The 25,829-nt window shown below is 71.4% G+C and carries 30 protein-coding genes; 8 read left to right on the top strand and 22 right to left on the bottom strand.

Annotated elements, in window-relative coordinates; genetic code table 11:
* Positions 1-422: DEAD/DEAH box helicase family protein (locus ACE3Q8_RS21210; RefSeq protein WP_374472646.1), on the bottom strand; the 422-nt coding region annotated here is incomplete at its 3' end.
* An 80-nt stretch (positions 423-502) separates the two neighbouring features.
* Between ACE3Q8_RS21210 and ACE3Q8_RS21205 the strand changes: the two genes are divergently transcribed.
* The gene (locus tag ACE3Q8_RS21205) at positions 503-880 is read left to right on the top strand and encodes a hypothetical protein (protein WP_374472644.1); all 378 of its coding nucleotides are present in this window, start codon (positions 503-505) and stop codon (positions 878-880) included.
* Between the two features lie 336 nt (positions 881-1,216).
* Here ACE3Q8_RS21205 and ACE3Q8_RS21200 read toward each other — a convergent pair whose 3' ends face one another.
* Both ACE3Q8_RS21200 and ACE3Q8_RS21195 read right to left on the bottom strand, forming a co-directional pair.
* Positions 1,217-2,119 (bottom strand): alpha/beta fold hydrolase, encoded by a 903-nt coding sequence (locus tag ACE3Q8_RS21200; protein WP_374472642.1) that lies wholly within the window; start codon positions 2,117-2,119, stop codon positions 1,217-1,219.
* Positions 2,120-2,243: 124 nt separating this feature from the next.
* Entirely contained in the window at positions 2,244-2,432 is a 189-nt protein-coding gene (locus ACE3Q8_RS21195; RefSeq protein WP_374472640.1) for a hypothetical protein, read from the bottom strand.
* Positions 2,433-2,803: 371 nt separating this feature from the next.
* On the opposite strand from ACE3Q8_RS21195, the gene ACE3Q8_RS21190 reads away from it, so the two are divergent.
* On the top strand, positions 2,804-3,802 hold the full coding sequence (locus ACE3Q8_RS21190; RefSeq protein ID WP_374472647.1) for a cell wall hydrolase: 999 nt from the start codon (positions 2,804-2,806) through the stop codon (positions 3,800-3,802).
* A 7-nt stretch (positions 3,803-3,809) separates the two neighbouring features.
* On the opposite strand, the gene ACE3Q8_RS21185 is transcribed toward ACE3Q8_RS21190, so the two are convergent.
* On the bottom strand, positions 3,810-6,125 hold the full coding sequence (locus tag ACE3Q8_RS21185; protein WP_374472638.1) for a PAS domain S-box protein: 2,316 nt from the start codon (positions 6,123-6,125) through the stop codon (positions 3,810-3,812).
* A gap of 183 nt (positions 6,126-6,308) precedes the next feature.
* Here ACE3Q8_RS21185 and ACE3Q8_RS21180 point away from each other — a divergent pair, with 183 nt between their 5' ends.
* Positions 6,309-6,938, top strand: coding sequence for a DUF1003 domain-containing protein (locus tag ACE3Q8_RS21180; RefSeq protein ID WP_374472636.1), 630 nt, complete (start codon positions 6,309-6,311; stop codon positions 6,936-6,938).
* Here ACE3Q8_RS21180 and ACE3Q8_RS21175 read toward each other — a convergent pair.
* A complete protein-coding gene (locus ACE3Q8_RS21175; protein ID WP_374472634.1) occupies positions 6,853-7,794 on the bottom strand; it encodes a GlxA family transcriptional regulator in 942 nt (313 codons plus the stop codon). The two genes, ACE3Q8_RS21180 and ACE3Q8_RS21175, sit on opposite strands and share 86 nt — an antisense overlap.
* 80 nt (positions 7,795-7,874) lie before the next feature.
* Here ACE3Q8_RS21175 and ACE3Q8_RS21170 point away from each other — a divergent pair, with 80 nt between their 5' ends.
* Positions 7,875-8,561: a DJ-1/PfpI family protein gene (locus ACE3Q8_RS21170; RefSeq protein WP_374472633.1), complete on the top strand. Its 687-nt coding sequence runs from the start codon at positions 7,875-7,877 to the stop codon at positions 8,559-8,561.
* Here the strand turns inward: ACE3Q8_RS21170 and ACE3Q8_RS21165 are convergent.
* The 6 genes from ACE3Q8_RS21165 to nadA all read right to left on the bottom strand — a co-directional run bounded on the left by ACE3Q8_RS21165 (position 8,558) and on the right by nadA (position 13,199).
* Entirely contained in the window at positions 8,558-9,091 is a 534-nt protein-coding gene (locus ACE3Q8_RS21165) for a Rid family hydrolase (RefSeq protein ID WP_374472631.1), read from the bottom strand. The genes ACE3Q8_RS21170 and ACE3Q8_RS21165 overlap by 4 nt on opposite strands.
* Before the next feature lie 129 nt (positions 9,092-9,220).
* Complete coding sequence (locus ACE3Q8_RS21160) at positions 9,221-9,451, bottom strand: hypothetical protein (protein WP_374472629.1); 231 nt, start codon at positions 9,449-9,451, stop codon at positions 9,221-9,223.
* A gap of 3 nt (positions 9,452-9,454) precedes the next feature.
* Positions 9,455-9,667, bottom strand: coding sequence for a hypothetical protein (locus ACE3Q8_RS21155; RefSeq protein WP_374472628.1), 213 nt, complete (start codon positions 9,665-9,667; stop codon positions 9,455-9,457).
* A gap of 57 nt (positions 9,668-9,724) precedes the next feature.
* A complete protein-coding gene (nadC, locus tag ACE3Q8_RS21150; RefSeq protein WP_374472627.1) occupies positions 9,725-10,570 on the bottom strand; it encodes a carboxylating nicotinate-nucleotide diphosphorylase in 846 nt (281 codons plus the stop codon).
* The gene (locus ACE3Q8_RS21145; protein WP_374472626.1) at positions 10,567-12,084 is read right to left on the bottom strand and encodes an L-aspartate oxidase; all 1,518 of its coding nucleotides are present in this window, start codon (positions 12,082-12,084) and stop codon (positions 10,567-10,569) included. The genes nadC and ACE3Q8_RS21145 overlap by 4 nt, the downstream gene beginning before the upstream one ends.
* Positions 12,084-13,199, bottom strand: a complete 1,116-nt coding sequence (gene nadA, locus ACE3Q8_RS21140) for a quinolinate synthase NadA (protein WP_374472624.1) — start codon at positions 13,197-13,199, stop codon at positions 12,084-12,086. The genes ACE3Q8_RS21145 and nadA overlap by 1 nt, the downstream gene beginning before the upstream one ends.
* A gap of 368 nt (positions 13,200-13,567) precedes the next feature.
* Here nadA and ACE3Q8_RS21135 point away from each other — a divergent pair, with 368 nt between their 5' ends.
* Positions 13,568-14,647 (top strand): cell wall hydrolase, encoded by a 1,080-nt coding sequence (locus ACE3Q8_RS21135; protein WP_374472622.1) that lies wholly within the window; start codon positions 13,568-13,570, stop codon positions 14,645-14,647.
* On the opposite strand, the gene ACE3Q8_RS21130 is transcribed toward ACE3Q8_RS21135, so the two are convergent.
* Complete coding sequence (locus ACE3Q8_RS21130; protein ID WP_374472621.1) at positions 14,648-15,133, bottom strand: GNAT family N-acetyltransferase; 486 nt, start codon at positions 15,131-15,133, stop codon at positions 14,648-14,650.
* Between the two features lie 58 nt (positions 15,134-15,191).
* On the opposite strand from ACE3Q8_RS21130, the gene ACE3Q8_RS21125 reads away from it, so the two are divergent.
* Positions 15,192-15,695: an SRPBCC domain-containing protein gene (locus ACE3Q8_RS21125; RefSeq protein WP_374472619.1), complete on the top strand. Its 504-nt coding sequence runs from the start codon at positions 15,192-15,194 to the stop codon at positions 15,693-15,695.
* Positions 15,692-16,021, top strand: a complete 330-nt coding sequence (locus ACE3Q8_RS21120; RefSeq protein WP_374472618.1) for an ArsR/SmtB family transcription factor — start codon at positions 15,692-15,694, stop codon at positions 16,019-16,021. Before ACE3Q8_RS21125 ends, ACE3Q8_RS21120 begins: the two co-directional genes overlap by 4 nt.
* On the opposite strand, the gene ACE3Q8_RS21115 is transcribed toward ACE3Q8_RS21120, so the two are convergent.
* From ACE3Q8_RS21115 to ACE3Q8_RS21080, 8 genes are all read right to left on the bottom strand, one after another.
* Positions 16,018-16,218, bottom strand: a complete 201-nt coding sequence (locus tag ACE3Q8_RS21115) for a hypothetical protein (RefSeq protein ID WP_374472617.1) — start codon at positions 16,216-16,218, stop codon at positions 16,018-16,020. The genes ACE3Q8_RS21120 and ACE3Q8_RS21115 overlap by 4 nt on opposite strands.
* A gap of 97 nt (positions 16,219-16,315) precedes the next feature.
* The gene (gene trxB / locus ACE3Q8_RS21110) at positions 16,316-17,317 is read right to left on the bottom strand and encodes a thioredoxin-disulfide reductase (protein ID WP_374472616.1); all 1,002 of its coding nucleotides are present in this window, start codon (positions 17,315-17,317) and stop codon (positions 16,316-16,318) included.
* Between the two features lie 67 nt (positions 17,318-17,384).
* On the bottom strand, positions 17,385-18,419 hold the full coding sequence (pseG, locus tag ACE3Q8_RS21105) for a UDP-2,4-diacetamido-2,4,6-trideoxy-beta-L-altropyranose hydrolase (RefSeq protein ID WP_374472614.1): 1,035 nt from the start codon (positions 18,417-18,419) through the stop codon (positions 17,385-17,387).
* A gap of 148 nt (positions 18,420-18,567) precedes the next feature.
* Positions 18,568-21,027: a beta strand repeat-containing protein gene (locus tag ACE3Q8_RS21100; protein ID WP_374472612.1), complete on the bottom strand. Its 2,460-nt coding sequence runs from the start codon at positions 21,025-21,027 to the stop codon at positions 18,568-18,570.
* A 126-nt stretch (positions 21,028-21,153) separates the two neighbouring features.
* Positions 21,154-22,140, bottom strand: a complete 987-nt coding sequence (locus ACE3Q8_RS21095) for a mitochondrial fission ELM1 family protein (protein WP_374472610.1) — start codon at positions 22,138-22,140, stop codon at positions 21,154-21,156.
* 10 nt (positions 22,141-22,150) lie between these two features.
* On the bottom strand, positions 22,151-22,624 hold the full coding sequence (greA, locus tag ACE3Q8_RS21090; RefSeq protein WP_374472609.1) for a transcription elongation factor GreA: 474 nt from the start codon (positions 22,622-22,624) through the stop codon (positions 22,151-22,153).
* A gap of 146 nt (positions 22,625-22,770) precedes the next feature.
* Positions 22,771-23,271, bottom strand: a complete 501-nt coding sequence (locus tag ACE3Q8_RS21085) for an AAA family ATPase (protein ID WP_374472607.1) — start codon at positions 23,269-23,271, stop codon at positions 22,771-22,773.
* Positions 23,272-23,279: 8 nt separating this feature from the next.
* The gene (locus tag ACE3Q8_RS21080; protein ID WP_374472605.1) at positions 23,280-24,062 is read right to left on the bottom strand and encodes an SDR family NAD(P)-dependent oxidoreductase; all 783 of its coding nucleotides are present in this window, start codon (positions 24,060-24,062) and stop codon (positions 23,280-23,282) included.
* Between the two features lie 105 nt (positions 24,063-24,167).
* On the opposite strand from ACE3Q8_RS21080, the gene ACE3Q8_RS21075 reads away from it, so the two are divergent.
* Complete coding sequence (locus tag ACE3Q8_RS21075) at positions 24,168-24,686, top strand: N-acetyltransferase family protein (RefSeq protein ID WP_374472604.1); 519 nt, start codon at positions 24,168-24,170, stop codon at positions 24,684-24,686.
* Between the two features lie 15 nt (positions 24,687-24,701).
* Here the strand turns inward: ACE3Q8_RS21075 and ACE3Q8_RS21070 are convergent, their stop codons facing one another.
* Together ACE3Q8_RS21070 and ACE3Q8_RS21065 are read right to left on the bottom strand one after the other, a co-directional pair.
* On the bottom strand, positions 24,702-24,866 hold the full coding sequence (locus ACE3Q8_RS21070; protein WP_374472603.1) for a hypothetical protein: 165 nt from the start codon (positions 24,864-24,866) through the stop codon (positions 24,702-24,704).
* 181 nt (positions 24,867-25,047) lie between these two features.
* A complete protein-coding gene (locus ACE3Q8_RS21065) occupies positions 25,048-25,743 on the bottom strand; it encodes a VIT family protein (RefSeq protein ID WP_374472601.1) in 696 nt (231 codons plus the stop codon).
* Between the last annotated feature and the right edge of the window lie 86 nt (positions 25,744-25,829).

Genomic DNA, 25,829 nt, shown 5'->3' with positions numbered 1-25,829 from the left:
ACGTAGGCCTCGGGCTGGTAGTAGTCGTAGTAGGAGACGAAGAACTCCACCGCGTTCTCGGGGAAGAAGTTCTTGAACTCCGCATAGAGCTGGGCCGCGAGCGTCTTGTTCGGCGCGAGGATCAGCGCCGGCCGCTGGGTCTCCTCGATCACCTTCGCCATGGTGAAGGTCTTGCCCGAGCCCGTGACGCCCAGCAGCACCTGGTCGTGCTCGCTCGCGTTGACGCCCGCCACGAGCTCCTTGATGGCGGTGGGCTGGTCGCCGGCCGGCTGGTAGTCGGAGACGAGCTTGAACTTCCGCCCGCCCTCGGACTTCTCCGGGCGCGCGGGCCTGTGGGGCTTCCACAGGAGCGGCATGGTGTTTTCGTCGTAGTCGAACGTCGCGGTCATGTCGGCGACGCCGCCGGCGGTGGCAGTGGGCATCCGCGGAAGATAGGATTCCGGCCGGTGTTATTCCAGCCGGCCTGCTGCCAACATGCCGTCAGCAATCCGCAGGAGGAAGCATGTCCGCCGAAGCCATCGCCGCCGCCGAGAAGGTCCTCGACGACTTCATGGCCGCCTTCAACGCCCGCGACGTGGAGGCGTGGGACCGGACGTTCAACTTCCCCTCGGTGCGGCTCGCCTCGGGCAGGCTGGTGATCCTCCAGCCGGGGGACCACAGGCCGGGCATGTTCGGTGAGGGCGCGCTCGCCGAATGGGACCACTCGGCCTGGGAGCGGCGCGAGGTGATCCACGCCGGCCCGGACAAGGTCCACTTCGACACCCGCTTCACCCGATACCGCAAGGATGGCTCGGTGATCGGCGGCTTCGACAGCGTCTATGTGGTCACCCTCGAGGACGGCCACTGGGGCGTGAAGATCCGCTCCAGCTACGCCCCCTGATCAGATCACCTGCAGGGGTCGTCGGCCGGATCGCCGACGCCGCCTGTCCTGAACGGGCGCCATCGGAGCGCCGGCCGTCCTTCCACGCATCGAGCCGCCACCGGTAGACATCCGCGTATTCCGGATCGCGGGCCTCATCGTGGAGGTTCAACAGCGTCTGGCGTATCGCCGCCATGACATTGCCTCCGCCGTACCGGACGACCTCTCCCGCTTCCTCGACGGTCTCATCCGGGAAATCCGCCTCGAACCCGGCATCGGTTCGCGGCAGGTCGGCAAGACCAAAAAGAGGACATAGCTCCGCGCCGGGCCGGAGCTAAGGACGTCAGGAGGGCGCGGCTAGGGCCGCGCCTTCAGCCAGTCGACGACGGTGCGGTTGACCTGCTCCCGAGCCTCCCACTGCACGAAGTGGCCGGCCTGGGGGAACATGGCCAGCGTGGTGTCCGCCTCCACGTGGTCCCAGGTTCCGGAGTGGCCGGCGGCGTTGAGGGCGGTGTCCTTCATGCCGTGGATGACCAGGGTGGGGGCCCTCACCTTAAGGGCCGTGGCCATGGCGGCCGGCGCGGCGGTCTGCGCGCCCGCGCCGCGCGGGTAGTTGGCCCGGTAATAGTTAAGCATGGCCGCGAAGTCGGAGCGCTTCAGCGCCTCGAGGTAGGGCCCGCGCTCGGCGGGGTCCTTCTGCCAGCCCGCGAGCCCCTCGGCCGTGAGGTTCTTCTCGAAGCCGGGCTGCTGGAAGTTGCGGGCGTACTGGCTGTTCTTCTGCTGCTCGGCGTTGGTGGCCATCTCGCGGGCGAAGCCGGCGGGGTGCGGAACGCTGAGGATGACCAGCCGCCGCACGAGGTCCGGTCGGTTCATGGCCACCTGCCAGGCGATCGCCGCGCCCCAGTCGTGGCCGACCACCACGGCGTCCTTCTGCCCCTCGGCGGCGACCACGGCGGCGACGTCGCCGATCAGGTTCGGCATGGCGTAGGCTTCGACGCCCGCCGGCTTGTCGGAGAGGTTGTAGCCCCGCAGGTCCAGCGCGGCGGTGCGGTAGCCGGCCTTGTTCAGCTCGGCCATCAGGGGCTTCCAGGTGCCCCAGTAGTCGGGGAAGCCGTGCAGGAGGATGACCAGCGGGCCCTTGCCGTCCACGGCGTAGTGGATCTTCACCGTCCCGTTCTGGGCGTATCGATCCTGCGGCGCGGCCTGCGCGGCCGTCGCGAGCGCCAGGGCGGCCAGCGCCGCCGTCACCATCCTGAGCATCGCCACCTCCCGTCCATCGTTTCGGCGGAGGCTAGCACGCCGGCCAGGGCAGGGAAGGCGGCGGGCTCAGACGTGGCCGCGCGCCCGGCGCGAGGATCGGGCCGGGCGCGGGTGATCGGTGGGGTCAGTTCTTGCCGTCGGTGGCCTTGCCGACCGCCGTGCCGGCCGCGCCGCCCACCGCAGCGCCGACCGGACCGCCGACCACGGCGCCGGCGACGGCCCCGGTCGCGGCCTTCTGTTCGGTGTTGTGGCCGCAGGCGGTGAGGGTGGTCAGAAGGCCGGCGGCGGCGAGCAGGCTGAGCGTCTTGCGCATGGGGTTCTCCGGTTCCCAGGATGTCGGCCAGCAAACGTAGGTTGCGCGGCTAAGGTTCCTGGGTGGAGCAAGTTGGCGCGGGTCTTGCGGCGAAGTTGATCGAGTGGATCAAAACGGGATTTAACCAAGCTCCGCCCTAAATCTCATGCTGCATTGCAAAATCGGCTTGCCAAGCGGCCGACTTGCATTCATAAACCCTTCACCATTTGCCGTCGCCTGCCCCAGACGTGACCCGGGCAGGCCTGCCGGCGGATCGCTGCCAGCATGAGCAGGGGCGACCGCGGCGACAATTGTCGGGGGGCGATGTCGCCCTCGCCGTGCAGGACACGAAATCCTTGAGTATTGGAACGCAGGCAGGCGCCGAATGGCGCGTGCTGTTGAGCGCCGCTTTGATCGGTTCGGGCGTGGGCCTGGCGCTGGGCGCCGGCTACATGGCCGGCGGGATGGCCGAGGCCGCCGCCGACCACGCGCGGGCCGAACGCATCGCCCAGGCCGCCTCCGGCGACCTCTCCGAAACCGTGCTGCAGCGCAACGCCGCCGGCATGGACCCCGGCGTGCTGGCCGTCGCCCGTAACCATGATCCCTTCGCGCTGGGCGGCGGCGACCGTCGCGCCGCGCAACTCGCGCAGGGCCTGGAGGCCAAGCAGGCCGACAGCCTGGCGCTGCGCGCCAACCTTACCGCCCTGGGCGCTCAGCCGCGCTCGGGCCAGGACGCCAGCCGCGAGCTCGACTGCCTGACCCAGGCCGTCTACTTCGAAGCCCGCGGTGAGACCCCGCGCGGCCAGGCCGCCGTGGCCCAGGTGGTGCTCAACCGCGTCAAGCACCCAGCCTTCCCCAAGACCGTCTGCGGCGTCGTCTTCCAGGGCTCGAACCGCCGCACGGGCTGCCAGTTCAGCTTCGCCTGCGACGGCTCCATGCGCAGCCGCAAGGAGCGCAGTGCGTGGGAGCGGGCCCGCAAGGTCGCCGCCCGCGCGCTGTCCGGCCGCGTGCTGGGCGACGTGGGCTCCGCCACTCACTTCCACACCACAGCGGTCTCGCCGGCCTGGGGGCCGCAGATGCGCCGCGTGGCCCAGGTGGGCATGCACGTCTTCTATCGGTTCAATCCCCGCGGCATGAAGCCGGCGGCGCCTGCCCCGAGCCTGTCGGACCACGTGATGCTGGCGGCCCACACGAGCCCGGCGGGCGCCGAGCTGCGCCTGGCCACGGCCGTGGCGGAGAAGGCGGCAGACGCCGCGGTGAACGCGGTCGCGCCCGCCGTCGAGGCGCCCGCGGTGGCCGACAAGGCCGCCGCACCCGCGCCGGCCGAGGTGAGCCGGGCGGCGGACACCGGAGCGACGGCGGCGGACGCCTCCGCCCGGGCCGCGTCCTGAACGGAGGCTAGAGCGCGGCGGGCAGCGGCCGGCGCGCCAGCACCGCCGCCACCGCGCGGCTCAGCTCCGGAAGCTGGTAGGGCTTGGTGAGGATGGGGAACTCGTCCCCCATGGCCTCGGCGGCCTGGCTGTAGCCGGTCGCCAGCAGGATCGGCAGGTCGGGCTGCTCCGAGCGCAGTTGGCGGGCCAGCGCCAGGCCGTCCATCTCGCCGGCCATGACGATGTCGCTGAACACCAGGTCCGGCCTCTCGCCGGCGGCCAGCACCCGGAGCGCGGCGTCCGCGCTGTTGACCACCCGCGTGCGGTTGCCGAGCTGCTCGAGCAGGCCGGCGACCACCTCGGCGACCTCGGGATTGTCCTCGACCACCAGGATGTTCGCGCCTTCCGGGGCGCTGGCCGGTTCGTCGGCGAGGCCGCTGCCGGGCGTGCCCCGGGTGCGCGGCAGGAACAGGGTGATCGTCGTCCCGACGCCCAGCTTGCTGTCGACGCTGACCCGGCCGCCGGACTGCTGGATGAAGCCGTAGACCTGGCTGAGCCCGAGGCCGGTGCCCTTGTTCACCTCCTTGGTGGTGAAGAACGGCTCGAACACGCGGGGCAGGATGTCGGTGGGGATGCCCACGCCGTTGTCGCGGACGGTGAGCGCCACGAAGTCGCCGGCGAGCTCGGTGTCGATCTCGCCGGCCTTCACGGTGCGGTTCTCGGCGGTGACCGTGAGCACGCCGCCCGACGGCATGGCGTCGCGAGCGTTCACCGCCAGGTTCAGCAGCGCCAGCTCGAGCTCGCTGGGGTCGGCTTCCACCGGCCAGAGGTCGCCCGGCAGGTCGAGCTTCAGGGCGACCGCCGACCCGAGGCTGGTGGAGAGCAGCTCGCGCAAACCGGACGCCCGCTCGGCGAGCGAGAGCGGGATCGGTTGCAGCCGCTGCCGCCGTGCGAAGGTCAGCAGGTGGCGGGTGAGGTCCTGGCCTCGCCGCGCCGCCGCCTCGATGGCGTCGACGGCCCGCACCGCCCGAGGATCGTCCCCGAGCCGTCGGCGCAGCAACTGCGCCTGGCCGCTCACCACCATCAGCAGGTTGTTGAAGTCGTGGGCCACCCCGCCGGTGAGCTGGCCCATGGCCTCCATCTTCTGGGCCTGGCCCAGGCGCTCGTGGGCGCGCTGCAGCTCGAGCTGGGCGTTGCGCCGTTCGGTGATGTCGCGGGTGATCTTGGCGAAGCCCATCAGCTCGCCCGTCTCGTCCTTGATGGCGTCGATGACGACGCTCGCCCAGAACAGGGTGCCATCCTTGCGCACCCGCCAACCCTCGGCCTCGTATCGGCCCTGGGACCGCGCCGTTTCCAACGCGCGGGTCGGCACCCCCGCCGCGCGGTCGGGCTCGGTGTAGAAGTGGGAGAAGTGCTGGCCGACGATCTCCTCGCGCCGGTAGCCCTTGATGTGCTCGGCGCCGGCATTCCAGTTCGTGATGATGCCGTTGGGATCGATCATGTAGAGGGCGTAGTCGACCACGCCGGCCACCAGCAGGCGGAACTCCCGCTCGCTCTGCGCCAGCGCCTCCTCGGCGGCCTTCCGGTCGGAGATGTCCCGGGTGATCTTCGCGAAGCCCAGGTGCCGGCCCTCGTCGTCGCGGATCGGGTCCACGACGACCGACGCCCAGAAGCGGGTGCCGTCCTTCCGCACGCGCCAGCCTTCTGCCTCGAACCGACCCTCGCGGAGCGCCGTCTCCAGCGCGCGGGCCGGCATGCCGGCGGCGCGGTCCTCGCGGGTGTAGAAGGTGGAGAAGTGACGCCCGACGATCTCACTGGCGGTGTAGCCCTTGATCCGCGCCGCGCCCGGGTTCCAGTTGGTCACGACGCCGTTCACGTCGAGCATGTAGATCGCGTAGTCGACGACCGCCTCGACGAGGTAGCGGAACCGGCGTTCGCTCTCCAGCAGGGCCTGCTGCGCCGCATGGCGTTCGGTCATGTCCCGGGTGATCTTGGCGTAGCCGATCAGCTCGCCGTCCTCGCCTCGGATCGCGTGCACCGTGGCCAGCGCCCAGAAGCGCGTGCCGTCGCGCCGGACACGCCAGGCTTCGCTCTCCACCCGGCCCACCTCGCGCGCCTGGGCGAGGATGCGCTCGGGCAGGCGGGCGCGGCGATCCTCGGGGGTGAAGAAGCAGCGGAAGTGCTGTCCCTCGATTTGCGCGCGCGTGTAGCCCTTGATCCGCTCGGCGGCCGGATTCCAGCTCACCACGCGCCCTTCCGGGTCGAGCATGTAGATGGCGTAGTCGCTGACCGAGTCGATCAGGAGCTGGAAGCGCCGCTCGTCTTGAGGGATGTCTGAACTCACCGAGCGCACTATCCGGACCTCGCCCGGTGGTTCAACCCCGCAGGCGCCACCGAACACAGATAGGTTCGCAAAGTCGTTCCCCCGACGCAGCGCTCGACTCTGCTAAACAGTTCTGGGGCGAATGGGTTCCCTCCAGACCGGGAGGCGGCCGCCGCCTCGCCGCAGCGGGCAGGGGAGAACGGGATGGCCAACCAGCAGCGGCAGCAACTCGCCCAGGAACTCCTCAACTGCTCGTACGAGGAGCTCACCGACATCCAGCGCAGCGTGATCGACCTGATCGCCACGGAGGCGCCCACGGGTGTCGACCGGCGGCTGATCATCGACGACCGCACGCCCGGCGAGCGGCTGGCCGACCGGGTGGCGGCGATCGGCGGCTCCTGGGGCTTCATCCTCGGTTTCGCGCTGGCCCTCGCGCTGTGGATGGGCTGGAACGTGCTCGGCAAGGGTGGCGGGCTGGCCTTCGATCCCTACCCCTTCATCTTCCTCAATTTGGTGCTGTCGACGCTCGCCGCGGTGCAGGCGCCGATCATCATGATGAGCCAGAACCGCGCCGCCGCCCGGGACCGCGAGGCGGCCGAGCACGACTATGTGGTGAACCTGCGAGCCGAGCTCGAGATCATGCACCTGCACGACAAGCTCGACCGGATCCGGCAGCGCGAGCTGCTGCAGATGATCCGGCGCCAGAACGAGGCGCTGCGCATCCTGCGGGCCGAGCTCAGCGAGGCGTTCAAGCCCGGGCCGCCCGACGCAGCGCCTGCGGCGGCTGGCCGTAAGCGCGCAGGAAAGCGCGCCGCATCCGCTCGGGGTCGCTGAAGCCGGCCGCCTCCGCCACCCGCTCGATCGGCTCGCGGCCGCCCTCGACGCGCATCCGCGCCGCCTCCAGGCGCAGCCGCTCGACCGCCTTGGCCGGGGTCATGCCGGTCTCCGCCCGGAAGGCGCGGGCGAAGTTTCGCGGGCTCATCGCCGCCTGCTCGGCCAGGCGTTCCACCGGCAGCGGCTCGCACAGATGGCCGCGGACCCAGTCCAGCAGTTCGGCGAAACGGCCGCTCACACCGCCGCTGTCCAGCAGGGCCGAGAACTGCGATTGGCCGCCGGGCCGGCGCTGGTGGACCACGAGCTGCTGCGCCGTACGCTTGGCGACCGCGGCGCCCAGGTCGTCCTCGATCAGGGCCAGGGCCAGGTCGATGCCGGCGGTGATGCCCCCCGAGGTCCACACCTCGCCGTCGCGAACGAAAATCCGGTCCGGGTCGAGCCGCACCTTCGGGTAGCGGCGGGCGAAGTCGTCGGAGCGGCTCCAGTGCGTGGTCGCCCGGCGGCCCTCCAGGAGGCCCGCCTCGGCCAGGAGATAGGCGCCGGAACAGACGCTGGTCATGCGGCGCACCTCGTCCGACCGCCGGCGAAGCCAAGTCACGATGTCGCTCAGCGACCGCAGGGAGCGGGTGCCGTCGCCGCCCGCCACCATCACCGTGTCGTAGTCGCGATCGTCGAGCGGGTCGGCCGCCAGGCTCACCCCCGACGAGCTCTCCACGTCGCCGCCGCTCGCGGAGACGACCCACAGCTCGTAAGCGCCCGGGCAGTAGCGCTCGGCGATCTCGAACGCGCCGATGGGGCCGGCCGCATCGAGCAACTGGAACCCCGGGTATATCACCACGGCGATGCGGCGGGTCATGGCAGGAACATAGGGATCAATGTCGTTTCAGCCTTGCGAGAAGCTTGGCAGGATTTAGCGGAAACAACAAGGAGAGCCAGATGAGCGCGTTCCACGTCGTCTTCCCGCTGTATCCGGGGGTCACCCACCTCGACTTCACCGGGCCTCACCAGGTGCTGAGCCGCCTGCCGCGCGCCAAGGTGCACGTGGCTTCCATGGGCGGAGCGGACATCGAGGCCGAGGGGCTGGTGTTCACTAGGCTCGAGGACCTGCGGTCCGTGCAGGACTGCGACCTGATCTGTGTGCCCGGCGGGCTCGGGACGACCGACGCCATGCTGGACGAGGCCTTCGTCGCAGAGATCCGGCGTCTGGCCGGTCGGGCGACCTACGTGACCTCGGTCTGCACCGGTTCGCTGCTCCTCGCGGCGGCGGGGCTGCTCGCCGGCCGCCGCGCGGCCACCCACTGGGCCTGGCGCGAACTCCTGAAGCCGTTCGGCGCGGTCGTCGACGAGGCGCGCGTCGTCCGCTGCGGGAACGTGATCACCGGCGGCGGGGTGACGGCGGGGATCGACCTGGCGCTCACGGTCGCCGCCGAGGTGGCCGGGCGCGAGGTGGCCGAGAGCATTCAGCTCGGCATCGAGTACGCGCCGGCTCCGCCGTTCGACAGCGGCCGGCCCGATACGGCGCCCGAGGCGGTGCTCGACCGGGTGCTGGAGCGGATGGGCCCGCTCGCCAAGGGTCGGATGGCCGCCGCCGAGCAGGCGGCCGCGCGGCTGCAGTCGGCCTAGCGGCGGGTCTGCGGGACGTAGGCGATCATCTGGATCTCGACCACGCCGGCCGGATTGAGCAGCCCCGTGGTGCCCACCGCCGTCCAGGCCGGATGCGGCGCGGCCATGAATTCGTCCTTCACGGCGCTCAGCGCGGCGAATTGCTCTTCCCGCGTGCCCTTGAAGCCAGGTCCGTCCCAGACGTGGAAGCTGTTGATCATCACCACGTCGGCGAAGCTCGCGCCCCCGGCCTCCAAGGCGCGCTTGAGGTGGGCGAAGGCGCGGCGGGCCTGGACCTTGAACGCCTCGGCGTCACGGGCCTCGTCGGCGGCCGGCCCGGCGATCACGCCCGACACATAGAGGAAGTCGCCGGCACGCCGCGCCGGGGCGTAGTGGTATTGGTCGTAGGCGCGCTGGGAGCCGGGCGTGGGGATCACCGCCGCGCCGCCGGGCGCGGGGATGATCCGGGGATAGGCCGGGGCCGCCGGCTGGGCGGCCGCCGGCGCTGCGAAGGCGAGCGCGGCGAGGGCGGTGGCGAGGCTGAGCTTCATGCCGCCGGTCTAAGGCCGACGCGGCGGCGCGGCACGTGAACTTTCGCACAGGAACGGCCAGGGTCAGGGACCCTGGCCGTCGTCGGGCGCGGTTAGTCTCGCAAGGCTCCTACGCCCGGCAGGCGCGCCTCAGGGCTTCGCCCGCTGGTCACTGTTCTCCTGGTGGTCACGCTTGGCGCCGGCGTCGTGGGCGTGGCGGCGGTCGCGTTCGCCGCCGCCGCCAGACTGGTGGCTGTAGGCGGTGTTGGTCGCCTCCCCGGGGGCGCGCGGGTCGCCCTTCTCGGGATGAGGTTTGCTGCGGTCCTCGTGGCTCGCGCCGGGACCGCCCCACCGTTCGGTGTTGGGGTGCTTGTCCGGCATGGGTCAGCGGTCCTGCTGGTAGCCCTGGTGGTGGGTGTTCTGGTTGACGTTGCCGTGCCGCCCCTGCTCGGAGAGGTTCACGTCGTCATCACCGGGCTGGCTGGACTGCAGGTCGGTGACCTCGTCACGGCGGCCCTGGGTGTCGCCGGCCACGTCGGGCTTGTCGCCGGGGTGCGAGCGCTGTTCCGGCGGGATCGGGGGAGCTTTCGAAGCCATGGGTTCGTCTCCTTCGGTTGGTGGAGTGAACCCGGCGGGCAGGGGAGGGTTCCGAACTCAGGCGGCGTCGAGGCCGATATCCAGCACGCTCACCGAGTGGGTCAGGGCGCCGACGCTGATCACGTCCACCCCGGTCTCGGCGATGGCGCGGACCGTCTGCAGGTTCACGCCGCCCGAAGCTTCGAGCACCACCCGGCCGTCCACCCGCCGCACCGCCTCGCGCAGGTCGTCCAGGCTGAAGTTGTCCAGCATCACCACGTCGGGCGCGTGCGGCAGGGCCTCGTCGAGCTGTGCCAGGGTGTCGACCTCCACCTCGACCTTCATGAGGTGGCCCGCGAAGGCCTTCGCGCGACGCACGGCCTCGCCCACCGAGCCGCAGGCGGCGACGTGGTTGTCCTTGATCAGGATCGCGTCATCCAGGCCGAAGCGGTGGTTGACGCCGCCGCCGCAGCGCACCGCGTACTTCTCCAGCGCCCGAAGCCCGGGCGTGGTCTTGCGGGTGTCGACGATGCGCGCCTTCGTCCCGGCCACGGCGTCCACATAGGCCCTCGTCAGGGTGGCGATGCCCGAGAGCCGGCCGAGCAGGTTGAGTCCGGTCCGCTCCGCCGAGAGCAGGGCGCGCGCGTTGGCCTCCACGCGCGCGAGCTCGGCGCCCGCAGCCACGGCGTCGCCGTCCGCCGCGAGGGCCTCGAAGGTGGCGCCGGGGTCCAGCTCGGCGACGGCGAGCCGGGCGCAGGCCAGGCCGGCCGCAACCCCCGGCTTGCGGGTCGCGAACACCGCGCTCAGCCGCGCCTCGGCCGGGATGCAGGCCTGGGCGGTGACGTCGCCGGCGCGGCCTAGGTCTTCCGCCAATGCGCCGCGGACCACCGGGGCGATGAGCAGGTCGGGCAGCGGCTCGATCATTCGGCGGCGTACTTCAGGGCCGGCTCCAGGTCGGCGAGGGTGAGGAAGGTGCGGCGGGGCTCCGCCTGCTGGGTGGCGTCGGCCCGCCAGTGGCCGCCGCGGCTCTCGGCGCGGGCGAGCGCGCAGGTGGCGACCAGCCGGGCGGCGACCAGGGCTGCGGCCTGGCCGTGCTCGTTCTCCAGCGCCGCGATCGTCGCGAGCAGGCGGGCGAGGCCGGCGGCGTCGCGGACCACGCCCGCGTCCCGGCTCATAGCCTTGCGGAGCGACTGCAGCGCCATATGGGGCAGGCGCGGCGGGGCCACAGCGGGCAGGGGGGCGGTCGCCGTGTCGGCCGCCTTGCCGGCCGCCCGGCCCGCCCGGGCGCCGAATACCGCCGCCTCCAGCAGGGAGTTGGAGGCTAGCCGGTTCGCCCCGTGGACGCCGGTGGACGCGCATTCGCCGGCGGCGAACAGGCCGGGCAGCGAGGTGCGGCCCTCCGCGTCGGTGACGATGCCGCCCATGTGGTAGTGGCAGGCCGGCGCGACCGGGATCGGCTCCTTTCGCGGGTCGACCCCGCCGCCCATGCAGGCGGCGAAGACGGCTGGAAATTCTTCGGGGAAGTGCGACCCCACCGCCTCGCGGGCGTCCAGGAAGGCGCCGCGGCCCGCCTCGCGCTCGGCGTGAATGGCGCGGGCCACCACGTCGCGCGGCGCGAGCTCGGCGTCCGGATGGTAGTGCGCCATGAACCGCTCGCCGGCGGCGTTGATCAGCACCGCGCCCTCGCCCCGCAGGGCCTCGGTGGCGAGCGGCGCCGGATCGCGGCCGATTTCGATTGCGGTCGGGTGGAACTGGACGAACTCCGGATCGGCGATCGCCGCCCCGGCCAGGGCCGCCAGGCCCAGGCCGTCGCCGGTGAGCTCGGCTGGCGTCGTGGTGACCGCGTAGAGGCCGCCGATCCCGCCCGTGGCCAGGACGGTTGCGCGGGCGGTGATCTCCGCGAGGGCGCCGTCCTGCTCGACCACGACGCCGCGCACACGGCCGTCGGCGTCCTGCAGCAGGCCGCGGAGCAGGGCCCCGGTGCGGACCTCCACGTGCCGGGCGGCGAGGACGGCGACGGTCACAGCCTCCATGATCGCGCGGCCGGCCTGGTCGCCCTTCACGCGGGCGACGCGCGCCCGCGAATGGGCCGCCTCGAGGCTCTGGGCGAAGTCGCCGTCGCCGGCGCGGTCGAAGGGCGCGCCCAGCGCCGCCAGCGCCCGCACGGCGGCGGGACCTTCCTCGGCCAGCAGCCGGGCCAGGTCCGGGTCGACCAGGCCGGCGCCGGCCGCCACCGTGTCGGCCGCGTGCAGCTCGGGCGTGTCGTCCGCAGCGAGCGCCGCGGCCATGCCGCCCTGCGCCCAGGCCGACGAGCAGCCCTGATTCAGCGGCGCGCCGCTCAGCAGCAGGACCTTGGCGGGCTCGGCGGCGAGGGCGGCGGTCAGGCCCGCCAGGCCTGCGCCGACCACGACCACGCCGTCGTGGCGGATGCGCTTCATCAGATCAGCTCCACGTCGACGTGGTGGCGAGCCTTAACGAGGTCGTAGCGGGCGGGGACGGCCGGGGGCGGCAGGTCCACCATCCGCTGGACGGCGAGGCGGGCCCGCTCGGCGACCGCCGGGTCCACGGTGACCTCGTAGCGGTCGTGCAGCAGGGCCTCGTAGATGTTCTGCAGGCTGATCCGCTTCATGTGCGGGCACAGGTTGCAGGGGCGCACGAACTCGGTGCTCACCGCGTCGGCGGCGACGTTGTCGGCCATGGAGCACTCGGTGATCAGCACCACGCGCTTCGGCTTCTTCGTCAGCACATAGTCGTTCATCGCCGCGGTGGAGCCGGCGAAGTCGGAGACCTCGAGGATCTCGGCCGGGCACTCTGGGTGGGCCAGGACCTCGGCGTCGGGATAGGCTTCGCGCAGGTCCAGGATGTCCTGGCGGTTGAACCGCACGTGGACCTCGCAGTGGCCCTTCCAGGCGATGATGCCGACCTTCGTCTGGCGCGCCACGTTGCGGGCCAGGAACTCGTCCGGGATCAGGATCACCTGGTCGACGCCCCACTGGCGCGCGGCCTCCTCGACCACCTGCACCGCGTTGGCGCTGGTGCAGCAGATGTCGGTCTCGGCCTTCACGTCGGCGGTGGTGTTCACGTAGGTGATCACCGGCAGACCGGGATAGCGTTGCTTGATGAGGCGCACGTCCGCGCCGGTGATCGAGCTCGCCAGCGAGCAGCCGGCCAGCGGATCCGGGATCAGCACCTTTTTCTCGGGGCTGAGCACCTTCGAGGTCTCGGCCATGAAGTGCACGCCGGCCTGGACGATGACCTTGGCCTCCGAACGCGCCGCTTCCTTGGCTAGCGCCAGGCTGTCGCCCACGAAGTCGCCGACGCCGTGGAAGATCTCCGGCGTCATGTAGTTGTGAGCCAGGATGACGGCGTCCTTCTCCCGCTTCAGCCGGTTGATCTCGGCGATCAGCGGCGCGTGGAGGCGCCATTCCATGGGGGTGACGTGGCCTTTGACCTTCTCCCAGGCGGGGAGCGTCTGGGCTTCGATCTCGGGGGTGAAGTCGAAGGTGAACCCGTCCGCGGCCATCTCGTCCTCCCTTATGCTCGATGTGAGCATATCTAGGGCCCAAAAACACGCCTCGGGCGGGGAGCCCTCGGCGTTAGTTATGCTCAATCCGAGCAAAACTGCATGAAATATAGCGCCGCCGAATCCCGGCGCAAGGCGCTTTCGCCGAACGGAGGTCAGATTCTTCGCGGCCAAGCTGGCGTGGCGGAGGGCGGGCCCCTAAGTACCCGGGCCGCCCGGATGGCCGACCTTTCGCCGAATTAAGGACCCATCTCCCTGCGTTGATGCGACAACCCCGTCGCCACGAACCGAGAGCTGATCCCCTGACCCGCGCCTTCCAGATCCTCAGCCGCGCCCTCCCGGCGGCGGCCGCTGCGGTTCTCGGGCTCGCCGCCTGCGCGCCGCAACCGGACCAGGCGTTGAGCCACGAGCAGCGGCGCTGGGCGGCCGCGGGCATGTCGCCCGAGGCCCTGAAGCTGCTCGCCAGCAGCATGGATCCGTCGGCACGCGCCATCGCCGTGCGCCACGACCCCTTCCTGCGCCAGGCGGATACCTGGAACCGGCCGGAGGGCTGGGAAAGCCTCGACATCGACCAGGCGCCGGACCTCGGCCTGCCGCAGACCGGCCAGACCGCGCAGGAGATCAACGAACTCCGCCCCTTCGCCGACCTGCCGATCCGCCCGATGAAGCCCTTCGTGCTCACGGCGGCGGGCAAGGACCGGGAGCGAGCGCTCGAGTGCCTGACGCAGGCCGTCTACTACGAGGCCGCGCGCGAGCCCGGCCTCGGCCAGGAGGCGGTCGCCCAGGTCGTGCTGAACCGGGTGCGCCATCCGGCCTACCCGAAGTCGATCTGCGCTGTGGTCTATCAGGGCGCCGCCCGCGCCACCGGCTGCCAGTTCACCTTCACCTGCGACGGGTCCCTGCGGTGGGCGCCCGAGCCGGCCCTGTGGAGCCGCGCCCGGCGCGTGGCCGAACGGGCGCTGAACGGTCACGTGGCCAAGCACGTGGGCTCTGCCACGCACTACCACGCGAGCTATGTGGCCCCGTACTGGGCGCCGACCCTGGTGAAGATGACCCAGGTGGGCGCGCACATCTTCTATCGCTGGACGGGCCCCTGGGGTGAGCCGCCGGCCTTCACCGGCCGCTACGCCGGTCACGAGGCCGACCTGACGCCGGCGGTCCTGAACGGCTTCGACGCTCGGACCCAGGGCCTGCTCTCGCCGGAAACGCAGGGCGTGCCGCCGTCTAGGACGGTGAAGCTGGACGTGGCCGGCGAGGTCAGGACCTACACCGTCGCCGACGCCACGGCGGCGGGCGGCGAGCGTACGCGGGTGAAGGGCACGCTCTACGCCGCGCGCCGCCAGCCCACGGCCGACGAGGTCCGGCAGATCAACGAGCGTCTCGCCGCGGTGGAGCGCGACCTGGAGGCGCCGAGGGCGGCCGACGTAGCCCAGGCCGCGAGGCCCGCCAGCGAGCCGGCCGCGCGCGCCACCGACTGATCAGCCGGCGAAGGCGTCCGGGTAGGCCACGGTCAGCGGACCGTCGAAGGCGCCAGTCTCCAGCGCGAGCGCCATGAAGGCGGGGGAGCCGGCGTAGGGTGCGCTCACGCCCGCCGCGGCTTCGGCGGAGAAGCCGAACCGCGGGTAGTAGGCCGGGTGACCGAGCACCAGCACCCCGTGCGCTCCGAAGTCCCTGGCGCTCTCGAGGCCGGCGCGGATCAGGGCGGAGCCCAGGCCGCCGTTCTGCCGATCCGGCCGCACCGCCACCGGCGCAAGGGCTGCGAAGAGTTCGTAGCGGTCGGCCCAGAGGCGGCTGAACAGGATGTGCCCGACGAGGTCCTGATCCTCCACGGACACCAGCTCGAACAGCACGTCGCCGTCCGCGCGCAGCCGCTCCACCAGCCGGGCCTCGTCGGCCTGGCCGAACGCGGCCTCGACCACCGCGGCGATGGCGGCGTGGTCTTCCGGACGGGCGTGGCGGATCATCGCCCCAGCCTATCCTGATCCGCGCCCTCAAAACTGAAGTCTGGACTTCATCGTCGCAATGGATAAACTGAAGCGCGGACTTCAGAATGGAGCGTCGGATGAGGGCACAGTTCACGACACCTTCGTCCTCGAGCGGCGCTACCCGGCGGCCCCGGTTCAGGTGTTTGCCGCCTTCTCCGATCCCGACCTCAAGCGGGTCTGGTACGCGGAAGGGGCGCACGAGCTGCTCGCCTTCGAGTCCGACCTTTGTGTCGGTGGTATCGAGCGGGTGCGCTATCGCCTCACCGACGGGCCCATGGCGGGCGAGGTGGTGGAAAGCGAGGGCCGGCACGAGGTGATCGTCTCCAACCGCCGGGTGGTGATCGCCGCCACCATGAGCCTCGGGGGGCGGCCGATCTCCACGGCCGTCGCGACATTCGAGCTGTTGCCGGACGGCGCGGGCACGCGGCTGGTGTTTACGCACCAGGCCGTCTTCTACGAAGGCGCAGACGGACCGCAGATGCGCCGCACCGGCTGGGAAACGCTGCTGGATCGGCTCGGCGGCATCTTCGTGCCCGCATGACCGCCGCTGCGGCACGCGTCTTCCATGCCCTCGGCGAGCCCACGCGCCGCGCGATCGTCGAGCGGCTCGCTCACGGCCCTCTGCCTGCGTCGCAACTGGCAGCGCCCCTCGGCGTCACCGTCACGGCGGTCGGCCAGCACCTGAAGGTGCTGGAGGCCAGCAGGCTGGTGCTGACCGAAAAGGTGGGGCGCACGCGCACCTGCCGGATCGATCCTGCGGGATTTGCGGTGCTGGACGACTGGATCGCCTCGCAGCGCTCGCTGTGGGAGCGCCGCCTGGACAGGCTGGGCGAGCTGCTCGCCGAGCAACAGGAACGGGGCTCCTAGTCCTCGGCCTGGAAGCTGCGCGGCTCCTCGGGGCGGCCCGTGTCCTGACGCTCGTTGCGGAACGCCTCCGTCGCCAGCTTTCGCCAGCCTTCGGCGATGCTCAGGTAGACCTCGCGCTCGGCCGGGCTGGCCGCCCGGGCCGCGAGGCGGGCGACGGCCTCCGCCTGCGCAAGGTATCGTTCACTGTCTCGCATCATCAGCACGCACTACGCGAAACCAACCTCGCCAATGACGAGCGGGTTGCGTGCTGACCTGTGGATCAGGCGAAAATTTGGCGCGGACGGCGAAAGCGCCTCACCAGACGCCGATCTTCTCCGCCTCGGCGTGGCTGATCGGCTTGTGGGCCCGCGCGTGGTCCTCCTCGGCGAGGAAGCGGACCGCCTCCAGGGCCGCCATGCAGCCCATCCCCGCGGCCGTGACCGCCTGGCGGTACACGTCGTCGGTGACGTCGCCGGCGGCGTAGACGCCCGCGATGGCCGTGGAGGCCGTGCCGGGCTTCACCTTCAGATAGCCGCTGGCGTCCATCTCGAGCTGCCCCTGGAAGAGCTGCGAGGCCGGCGCGTGGCCGATCGCGATGAACACGCCGTCGCACGGGAGGGTGCGGGTCTCGCCGGTCTTGACGTTCTTCAGACGCACGCCGGTGACGCCCATGGGATCGGCCTCGCCGACCACCTCGTCGATGGCGTTGTCCCACACCACCTCGATCTTTTCGTGGGCGAACAGCCGCTCCTGCAGGATGCGTTCGGCCCGGAGTTCGTCGCGCCGGTGGACCAGGGTCACCTTGGCCGCGAAGTTGGTGAGGAACAGGGCCTCCTCCACGGCGGTGTTGCCGCCGCCGACCACCACCACGTTCTTGCCGCGGTAGAAGAAGCCGTCGCAGGTGGCGCAGGCGGAGACCCCGAAGCCCTGGAATTTCTGCTCGCTCTCGATGCCGAGCCACTTGGCCTGGGCGCCGGTGGCGATGATCAGGGTCTCGGCAAGCCAGACCTGGCCGCTGTCGGTCTCCAGCCGAAACGGGCGCTTGGAGAGGTCGGCCTTCACGACGATGTCGTTGACGATCTCCGTCCCCACGTGCTCGGCCTGGGCCTGCATCTGCTCCATCAGCCAGGGGCCTTGGATGACGTCCTTGAAGCCCGGATAGTTCTCCACGTCGGTGGTGATGGTGAGCTGGCCGCCGGGCTGGATGCCCTGGATCAGCACGGGCTTCAGGAGCGCGCGGGCGGCGTAGATGGCCGCGGTGTAGCCGGCGGGGCCGGAGCCGACGATCAGGCAGCGGACGGAGCGGGGTTCGGACATGTCCCCTATGTAGTGGGGATTCCCGGCCCGTGCGACCCGGCAGGCGGGGCTGCGGCGCTTTGGGCGCTCAGGGTCCGCGGGCGGCAATCAGCTTCAGGAAGGCCTCTGCGGTGCGGCTGGCGCCCTGACCGTCGCAGATCTCCGCGCTGGCCTCGGCCAGCCGCCGGCGCAGGTCGGCATCCTTCAGCAGCCGCAGGATCGCCCGGTCGAACTGGGCGTCGAAGTCGTCCGCTCCGGCGTCGACCACCAGGGCCGCGCCTCGCGCCGCCATGGCCGCGGCCGCCGCCTTCTGGTTCTCGGCCAGCACCAGGATCACCGAGGGCAGGCCGAGCGTGCAGCGCTCCCAGGTGGCCGAGCCGGCGGCTCCGACGCCCACGTCCGCCTCGGCCGTGAGGCGCGCCATGTGCGGCGTGTCCACGTGGAGCGCGAGCCGCGTGTCGCGCCGCGCGATCTTGGCCAGGCCCGGCAGGCTGGGCGCGGCCGAGCCCACCACCACGTCGATGCCCGCCTCGCCCACCCGCAGGCGCAGCCGTTCGACGACGCGCGCGGTGATCCCGTCCACATCGGTCAGGCCCATGGACACCAGGAAGCGCTGCACCGGCTCGCCGCGCCAGGCGAGGGCGGTCTGGCGAAGGGCGGCGAACTCCGGCCGGACCGGGGCGTAGTTGGGTCCCAGCAACAGGCGGGCGTGCTCCGGGATCAGGCCGTCGTAGTCCTGCGCGCGGCGCTCGGGTCCGGAATCCAGGATCAGGTCCGCGCCCAGCGGCCGGTTGGCCAGGTCGTCCACCACCAGCACGGGCCGGCCTTGCCCCATGGCGCGGTGGTCACGCTCAGTCAGGCCGTAGTGATCGAAGACGATGGCGTCGAAGGCCTCGGCTCCGATCGCGGCGGCGAGGTCCCGGGGCTCGGTGGAGGCGGCGGCGAGCTGGCGGGCGTCCGGCGCAAAGGCCTCCAGCACCGCGCTGACCGCCGGCGGGCCCATGAAGGCGCAGCTCGCGCCCTGGGCGGCCAGGGCGCGCGACAGGGTCAGGCAGCGCATCACGTGGCCGCCGCCGACCTTCTGGCCGGCGTCCACCACGAACAGGATCCGGGGGCCGCTCATGCCTGCGGATCGCCCGCGATTGGGGCGTCAGCGGGGCGGTGGACGCTTGGACGAGTCATGGCCGCGCAAGAAACCTCGCCTCGCGCCCAAAAGCAAAGGGGCCGCTCCGAAGAGCGGCCCCGAAGGTCGTCAGCCGTGAGGCTTCGCGTCAGGCGATGTTGCCCAGGGCGATGTCGGTCAGCGCCCGGCCCACCAGCCGGACCGCGTCGTCCACCCCGTCGCCGGCGGCGTCGTAGAACACCACCACGTCGGAGCCGACCTGGGCGGCCACGTAGACCACGGTGCCGTCCAGCGCCGTGTTGGCCGCGGTAAGCGCGGCGGCATAATCGCTGTAGGTCGTGCCGAGCTCGGCGTAGTTCGCGCTCGTGCCCGCCGCTCCGCCGAACTCGATGAGGTCGGTATTGCCCCAGTCGGTGATCTGGTCGAGCTCGCCGATGACGGGCGTGCCGTCCACGTCGGAGTCGCCGGCCGCGAAGGTGAAGGTGTCCGTGCCGCCGCCGCCGGCCAGGACGTCGACGCCGCCGCCGCCGGTGATGGTCTCGTTGCCCGAGCCGCCGGTCACGGTGTCATCGCCGCCTTCGGCGTTGATGTGGTTGGCCCCGCCGCCGCCGGAGATCGCGTCGCCGCCGTCGCCGGAGGTGATGCTGTCGTCGCCGCCGCCGCCGAAGATGGTGTCGGCCCCGGTTCCGGACTCGATCGTGTTGTTGCCGCTGCCGGCGTCGATCCAGTTGGCGCCGTCGTCCGCGTCGATGTCGTCAGAGCCCGCGCCGGCCGTGATCGTGTCGGCGCCGCTGCCGGAGGTGATCACGTTGGCGCCTTCGCCGCCTTCCACGGAGTTCGCCCCTTCGCCGGCCACGATGGTGTCGTCGCCCGCGCCGCCGAAGATCGAGTCGGCGCCCGAGCCCATGGTGATGCTGTCGGAGCCGTTGTTGCCTTCCACCGCCGAGGTCACGTTCTGGCCGGTGATGGTGTCGTTGTCGTCGCCGCCCTGCACGATGGCGCGGCCGGTGAAGGTGATGGTGTCCGCGCCCGCGCCGCCGACCAGGATGTCGCCGCTGGACGAGGAGGCGTCGTGGCCGCCGCCGACCAGGCGGTCGTTGCCCGCGCTGCCGTTGAGGCTGTCGTTGCCCGCGCCGCCGGTGATCGAGTCGTTGCCGTCGCCGCCGAACACGGTGTTGCTGCCGTCGCCGACGTTGATGCTGTCGGCGCCCGAACCGGTGTTGATCACGTCGTTGCCGGTGCCGGAGGTGACGGTGTTGGCCCCGCCGCCGTCGGTCAGGGTGTTGTTGCCGTGGCCGAGGATGACCGTGTCGGCTCCGGCGCCCGTGGTGACGACGTCGTTGCCGCCGCCGCCGGTGATGCTGTTATCGCCCGCGCCCGCGGTGATGGTGGTGGACAGCGAGCCGGTCGTGATCGTGTCGTTCCCGTCGCCGGTGGAGATCGAGCCGCCGCTGGCGCCCGTCAGGGTGATCCGGCTCACGCCGGTCCCGCCGTCCAGGGTGACGACGGTGTTGGCGCCGGTGATGGTGTCGTCGCCCGAACCCGCGTTGACGATGTCCTCGCCGCTGCCGGTGTCGATGGAGTCGTTGCCAGACGCGCCGTCGAGCACATCGTTGCCGGCGCCGCCCTGCAGCGTGTCGGCCCCGTCGCCGCCCATCAGGCTGTCGGCGCCCGTGCCGGCGGTGATCGAGTCGTCGCCCGCGCCGCCGAACACCGAGTTCGCGCCGTCGCTGGCCGCGACGCTGTCGTTGCCGGCCCCTGCGTCGACGGTGTCCGCACCGCCCGCCAGGCTGATGTTGTCCGCGCCGTCGCCCGAGTTGACCGCCGAGGCCCCGTCGGCGTCGGTGATCACGTCGTCGCCGGTGCCGGTGATGAAGATGTCGCTGCCGGCGCCGCCCACCAGGGTGTTGTTGCCGTTGCCGCCGTTCAGCGAGTCGTTGCCGGCGGCGCCTTCCAGACGGTCAGCGCCGTCTTCGCCGCCCAGGGTGTCGTTGCCGGCCTCGCCACCCAGGGTGTCGTCGCCGAGGTTGCCGAGGACGTAGTCGTTGCCGTCGCCGGCCATGATGCTGTCGTCGCCCTGGCCGCCGAGCAGCAGGTCGTAGGCCGCGCCGCCGGTGATCGTGTCGTTGCCGCGGTTGCCCTGAGCGAAGTTGTCGCCGGCGCCGGCGAAGATCACGTCGTCGTCCTGGCCGCCGTAGATGACGTCGTTGCCGTCGCTGCCGCTCAGGCGGTCGGCGCCCTGGTTGCCCTGCAGCAGGTCCGCGTCGGAGCCGCCGGTCAGGGTGTCGGCGCCCTCGCCGCCGTAGATGCCGTTGCGGTTGGCCGTGGCCGCGAAGGTGTCGTCGTTGATCGTGCCCGCGTACAGGACCGAGCCGTCCGGGAAGATGACGTCGGTGACGGCGCCGCCCGAGCCGCGCAGCACGAGGTCGTCGAACGTCAGCGACTTGCTGGGCGCCACCAGCGTCACGCTGGCCGGGCCGTTGATGCTGAAGGGCGTGAAGACCACCGCGACTTCCGAGGCGGAGCCGGAGGTGAACACGATGCGATCGTTGGTGGTGAAGGCGCTGGCCTGCGCCTGGGTCATTTCATCCCAGAAGTACGTCGCCACGGTGAGGGGCCCCCGACTCGAATGCAAAATTGGAGCGACACCCTAGGCGAAGGGTGTTGCGATTTTCTTGCCAAGGTTGAAGGGCGTTAACCCATTGGGCAAGCCTCGCCTTTCGGGCGAGCGCTGCTATTCGCGCGCGTCAAAACGGCGCAACAGCTCCGCCGCCGCCCGGTCGGTCTCCGCGAGCGGCGCGTAGGCCCAGGTTTCCAGCGTCCCGTCGAAAGGCCGTGAGACGCCCCGCGCGGCTAGCGCGGCGTGGAACCGGCGGAACTTCGGATTGCCGCGGCCCGCCATGGGCAGCACGTGCACCGGCTTGCCGGTGGCGGCGGCGTCCGTCGCGAGGTTGGTGGAATCCTCGGTCACCAGGATCGCGTCCGCAAGCGCGAGGAAGCCGAAGTAGGGGTTCTCTCCGCGGTCGTCCCAGATCAGCCCGGGCAGGTCCGCGAGACTCGCCCGCATCGCCGCGCGCGCCGGCTCGGGCGTTCGCCTGGTGAAGCTGAGCAGCAGGGAGCCGCCGGCGGTCTCCACCGCCGTGCGGATCCGGCGGGCGAGTTGCGCGGCGTGCGCTTCCGGCAGGTCGAAGGCCTTGGAGCGCCCGCCGACGATCACCGCGACGCGCGGCCGGGGCAGGGGACCAAGCCGCGCGGCCCAGACATCGCCGGCCGCGGCGAGCGTCGTCGGCGTCAGCCGGTTCGGCGCGCCCAGGATCGCGAAGACGTTCGGCCCGGCGATCTCGTCGTGCTCCGGCGGGATCACCAGGTCGAACGCGCCCAGCGGCCCCCGAGGATCCTGGGTCTGGACGACAAAGGTCCGCTTGGCGGAGCGGCCGTGAACCCGCCGCGACAGGGGCAGGGTGGCCCGCCCGGCGGCGATCCAGATGTCGGGCCAGGGCGGAGCGATAGGGCTGTCGCTGCGAAGCGTCGGGGTGAGGGCGGGGTTCAGCGCCGTCGGCAGCCGGCCGATCCCCCATCGCCAGCCGATGCGCTTGACGTCGATCTCGGCGGGGCGCTGACGCGCGACCGCCTGCGCCAGGCCCACCGCCTGCGCCTCGATGCCGGCTCGGCCGTCGGAGACGGCCCAGATGGTCAGGGGTGGCCGGGGAGCCGTGCCCATGCGGAGTGGGTCAGACCCACTCCACCTTGAGGATCTCGTAGGCCTTCACGCCGCCGGGAGTGTTCACCTCCACGACGTCGCCCGTCTCCTTGCCGATCATCGCGCGCGCGATCGGAGAGGTGATGGAGACCTTGCCCCGCTTCACGTCGGCTTCGTGCTCGCCGACGATCTGGTAGCGGGCCTCTTCCTCGGTGTCCTCGTCGACCACGGAGACCGTGGCGCCGAACTTCACCTGGGTGCCCGAGAGCTTGGTGACGTCGATCACCTGGGCGCGGGCCATCTTGTCCTCGATCTCGGCGATCTGGCCTTCGATCCAGCCCTGGCGCTCCTTGGCGGCATGGTACTCGGCGTTCTCGGAGAGGTCGCCATGCGACCGCGCTTCAGCGATCGCGGCGATGACCGCCGGTCGCTCAATCGTCTTCAAACGCTTCAGCTCTTCGTCGAGGGCCTGATAGCCCTCGGCGGTCATCGGGACTTTTTCCATAGAGGTGATGACTCGGGTTCGCCCTAAGTGAGTGTCCGTCCTGGGTCCGGCCGCGGGCGCAGGCGTCCGGGGGGAAAGAAACTATGATTGTGCGGCGCAAAACTCAAGAGCAGCGGTATCGGCGTCTCAATTGATGGGATCGATCCCTAGGCGCTCTCGCTGATCACCGCCCCTTCCAACTCGCTGGGCTCGGGCGTCTCGAAGACGCCTTCCGCGAATTCGAACATCTCCGGCGTCACCTCGATGGCGAAGTTCTCGCCCCGCACGACGTTCCGCTCGGCGACGCGCGCACGGCGGACCTCGGGCGGCGCAGTGACGTAGTGGAACTGCAGCGGCAGCTCCGTGGCCTCGGCGATCTCCCGCACCCGGGCGCGGTCGGCGCGGCGCATCAAGCCGATGTCCAGGATCACCGAGGTCCCGGTCGCCAGCACGCCGGCCGCCACCGACCAGATCTGCGCCTCGCAGCGGCCGACGCGCTCCACCATCCACTCGTATTCGATCTTCTCGGGCATGTCGGGCGCGAACAGCCGGGCCATCCACTCGTCGAGGATGAAGGCCACGGCCTTCTCCCGCCGGGCGAAGGCGTGGGCGTAGGTCGTCTTGCCGGCGCCCGAGGGGCCGAAGATCACGTGCAGGGTGGCGGACATGCCGCCTCCTAGCGGACCGAGAGGCCCCCGTCGATGACCAGCTCGGCGCCGGTGACGTAGCGGCTCTCGTCGGAGGCCAGCCAGAGAACGCCACTGGCGATGTCGTCCGGCGCGCCCTTCACCCCGAGCGGGACCGCGAGCTGGGACATGGCGTCCAGGTCCGGCGGCGCGTTCACGCCGTGCTCGCCGCCGATCACCGTGTTCCAGATCGGGGTCTCGATGATGCCGGGATGGACCGAGTTCACCCGCACGCCGTCCTTCGCCGCCGCGCACTCCAGCGCCACGGCCTTGGTGAACAGCCGCACGCCGCCCTTGGTGGCGCAGTAGCCGGCCAGCATCGGCGCGCCCTTCAGGCCCGCGACCGACGACATGTTGACAATCGAGCCGCCGCCGCCCTGGCGCATGAGCGGAATCGCGTGCTTCACGCCCAGGAAGACGCCGTCGAGGTTGACGGCGGTCTGCCTGCGCCAGGTCTCCAGCGTCATCTCCAGCACCGACCCGCCAAGGCCGATGCCGGCATTGTTGACCAGCACGTCGAGCCGGCCGTGCCGGTCCCGCACCTCGGCAATGACCTCGATCCAGGCCTGCTCGTCGGTGACGTCATGGCGGAGGTAGTGGGCCTGGCCGCCGGCCTTGCCGATCGCCGCCACCGTCTCCTCGCCCTTGAGGTCCTGGACGTCGGTCACCACCACCGTGGCGCCTTCCTGCGCCAGCCGCTCGGCGCAACTGCGGCCGATGCCGCTCGCGCCGCCGGTCACCAACGCCACCTTGCCCTGCACGCGTCCCGCCATGGGTCCCTCCCGTCGTTTCGGCGAGGCTTACGCGCTTGGCGGCGACGGGGCCAGAGCGACGCTGCGGCAGCTTGTGTGCTAAGCGCGCGGCGGGAGGGCTCCGACATGGACGCGATCATCCGGGCCTGCGGGCCAGACGACGCCGCAGCCCTGGCCCTGGTGGGCCAGGCGACGTTTCTCGAGACCTACGCGAGCGCCCTGCCGGCGCAGGACATCCTGCACCACTGCCGCCACGAGCATTCGGAGGCGCGCTACGCCGGCTGGCTCGGCCGGCCCGGCTACGACTTCCGCCTGGCGGAGGCCACCGAGGGCCGCGCGCCGGTGGGCTACGTGATGAACGCGCCGCCCGACCTGCCGGTGGTTCTGCAGGCCGGCGACGTGGAGCTCAAGCGCATTTACCTGCTGCACCGTTTCCACGGCTCGGGCCTTGGTCCCAGGCTCATGGCCGCGGCTATCGAGGCGGCGCAGGCAGCGGGCGCGTCGCGCCTGCTGCTCGGCGCCAAGAACGACAATCGCCGCGCCCTGGCCTTCTATGCCCGGCAGGGCTTCGTGCAGATCGGCGAGCGCAAGTTCAGGGTGGGCGGCAACGACTACGACGATGTCGTCCTCGCGCGCCCCCTGTGAGTGGAGGCGGCCAGGCTACTGCAGGTAGCTGGGCGTGCCGCCGTTCATCAGGCCCCAGATCAGGAACACCGCCAGGATCGCGACGGCAATGAGCATCAGGACGGGGATCACCCCTTCCATCTTCTCGGCGATATGACGGTTCTTATGGTGGCGAACGTCGCCCTGGTGTTCAGTCGACATGCCGGTTTCCTCACAGTCTGTCGGGGCGGAGCCCCGGTTGGCCAGGCTGCGGCGAGCGCCGCGGGCGCCCGCTCCGGCTAGTCTTTCAGGGCCGCCGGAGCGCGCCCGTGCCGCCCGTCTCAGTCAGGCGATCTATGAAGTCTGCGCCCGCCGAGAACGGCGGTCAATGACCGTCGGGCGCTCAGGCCGCGACGCCGAACAGCGCTCCCACCCCAGCCGTCGCCCCGAGCGCCAGCGCGCCCCACACCGTGACCCGTAGCACCGGCTTCCAGAGCGAAGCGCCGCCGGCGCGCGCACCCACCGCCCCGAGCAGCGCCAGGAACAGGATCGAGGACGCCGCCACGGCCGCCACGATCTGGCGTTCCGGCGCCATGAGGGCCGCCGCCAGCGGCAGGGCCGCGCCGGCGGAGAAGGTGAGGGCGGAGGTGACGGCCGCCTGGATGGGCCGCGCGGCGGTGATCTCGGAGATCCCCAGCTCGTCGCGGGCGTGCGCGGCGAGTGCGTCCTTCGCCATCAGCTGGTCAGCCACCTGGAGGGCCAGACCCGTGTCCAGGCCTCTGGCGACGTAGATGTTGGCCAGCTCCTCGCGTTCGAAGGCGGGCTGGGTGGCGAGTTCGCTGCGCTCTCGGGCGAGGTCCGCGTTCTCGGTGTCCGCTTGCGAACTGACCGAGACGTACTCGCCGGCGGCCATGGAGAAGGCTCCGGCGACCAGTCCCGCGGCCCCGGCAAGGAGCACGTCGCCGCGGCCCGACGACGCCGCGGCGACGCCGACCACCAGGCTCGCCGTCGAGACGATCCCGTCGTTGGCGCCGAGGACGGCTGCCCGCAGCCACCCGACCCGCTGGATCAGGTGGCGTTCGAGATGACGTGGAGCCATGGCTTGGATCTCGCAGGGCTGGCGCTGGCGTCGTGCGCCAGCCTCGCCAATCCTGCGCGTCCTGGCGAGGCTCCGCCTTGATCGAT

The sequence above is a fragment of the Phenylobacterium sp. genome, assembly GCF_041913825.1.
Taxonomy (GTDB): domain Bacteria; phylum Pseudomonadota; class Alphaproteobacteria; order Caulobacterales; family Caulobacteraceae; genus Phenylobacterium.
The sequence above is the reverse complement of the archived record's forward strand: the minus strand, read 5'-3'. Positions and strand labels throughout refer to the sequence as shown.

Coding starts and splice junctions, on each gene's coding strand:
- ACE3Q8_RS21205 (WP_374472644.1), top strand. CDS start 503: ATGTCCGCCGAAGCCATCGCCGCCGCCGAGAAGGTCCTCGACGACTTC.
- ACE3Q8_RS21200 (WP_374472642.1), bottom strand. CDS start 2,119: ATGCTCAGGATGGTGACGGCGGCGCTGGCCGCCCTGGCGCTCGCGACG.
- ACE3Q8_RS21195 (WP_374472640.1), bottom strand. CDS start 2,432: ATGCGCAAGACGCTCAGCCTGCTCGCCGCCGCCGGCCTTCTGACCACC.
- ACE3Q8_RS21180 (WP_374472636.1), top strand. CDS start 6,309: ATGGCCAACCAGCAGCGGCAGCAACTCGCCCAGGAACTCCTCAACTGC.
- ACE3Q8_RS21175 (WP_374472634.1), bottom strand. CDS start 7,794: ATGACCCGCCGCATCGCCGTGGTGATATACCCGGGGTTCCAGTTGCTC.
- ACE3Q8_RS21170 (WP_374472633.1), top strand. CDS start 7,875: ATGAGCGCGTTCCACGTCGTCTTCCCGCTGTATCCGGGGGTCACCCAC.
- ACE3Q8_RS21165 (WP_374472631.1), bottom strand. CDS start 9,091: ATGAAGCTCAGCCTCGCCACCGCCCTCGCCGCGCTCGCCTTCGCAGCG.
- ACE3Q8_RS21160 (WP_374472629.1), bottom strand. CDS start 9,451: ATGCCGGACAAGCACCCCAACACCGAACGGTGGGGCGGTCCCGGCGCG.
- ACE3Q8_RS21155 (WP_374472628.1), bottom strand. CDS start 9,667: ATGGCTTCGAAAGCTCCCCCGATCCCGCCGGAACAGCGCTCGCACCCC.
- nadC (WP_374472627.1), bottom strand. CDS start 10,570: ATGATCGAGCCGCTGCCCGACCTGCTCATCGCCCCGGTGGTCCGCGGC.
- ACE3Q8_RS21145 (WP_374472626.1), bottom strand. CDS start 12,084: ATGAAGCGCATCCGCCACGACGGCGTGGTCGTGGTCGGCGCAGGCCTG.
- nadA (WP_374472624.1), bottom strand. CDS start 13,199: ATGCTCACATCGAGCATAAGGGAGGACGAGATGGCCGCGGACGGGTTC.
- ACE3Q8_RS21130 (WP_374472621.1), bottom strand. CDS start 15,133: ATGATCCGCCACGCCCGTCCGGAAGACCACGCCGCCATCGCCGCGGTG.
- ACE3Q8_RS21125 (WP_374472619.1), top strand. CDS start 15,192: ATGGATAAACTGAAGCGCGGACTTCAGAATGGAGCGTCGGATGAGGGC.
- ACE3Q8_RS21120 (WP_374472618.1), top strand. CDS start 15,692: ATGACCGCCGCTGCGGCACGCGTCTTCCATGCCCTCGGCGAGCCCACG.
- ACE3Q8_RS21115 (WP_374472617.1), bottom strand. CDS start 16,218: ATGATGCGAGACAGTGAACGATACCTTGCGCAGGCGGAGGCCGTCGCC.
- trxB (WP_374472616.1), bottom strand. CDS start 17,317: ATGTCCGAACCCCGCTCCGTCCGCTGCCTGATCGTCGGCTCCGGCCCC.
- pseG (WP_374472614.1), bottom strand. CDS start 18,419: ATGAGCGGCCCCCGGATCCTGTTCGTGGTGGACGCCGGCCAGAAGGTC.
- ACE3Q8_RS21095 (WP_374472610.1), bottom strand. CDS start 22,140: ATGGGCACGGCTCCCCGGCCACCCCTGACCATCTGGGCCGTCTCCGAC.
- greA (WP_374472609.1), bottom strand. CDS start 22,624: ATGGAAAAAGTCCCGATGACCGCCGAGGGCTATCAGGCCCTCGACGAA.
- ACE3Q8_RS21085 (WP_374472607.1), bottom strand. CDS start 23,271: ATGTCCGCCACCCTGCACGTGATCTTCGGCCCCTCGGGCGCCGGCAAG.
- ACE3Q8_RS21080 (WP_374472605.1), bottom strand. CDS start 24,062: ATGGCGGGACGCGTGCAGGGCAAGGTGGCGTTGGTGACCGGCGGCGCG.
- ACE3Q8_RS21075 (WP_374472604.1), top strand. CDS start 24,168: ATGGACGCGATCATCCGGGCCTGCGGGCCAGACGACGCCGCAGCCCTG.
- ACE3Q8_RS21070 (WP_374472603.1), bottom strand. CDS start 24,866: ATGTCGACTGAACACCAGGGCGACGTTCGCCACCATAAGAACCGTCAT.
- ACE3Q8_RS21065 (WP_374472601.1), bottom strand. CDS start 25,743: ATGGCTCCACGTCATCTCGAACGCCACCTGATCCAGCGGGTCGGGTGG.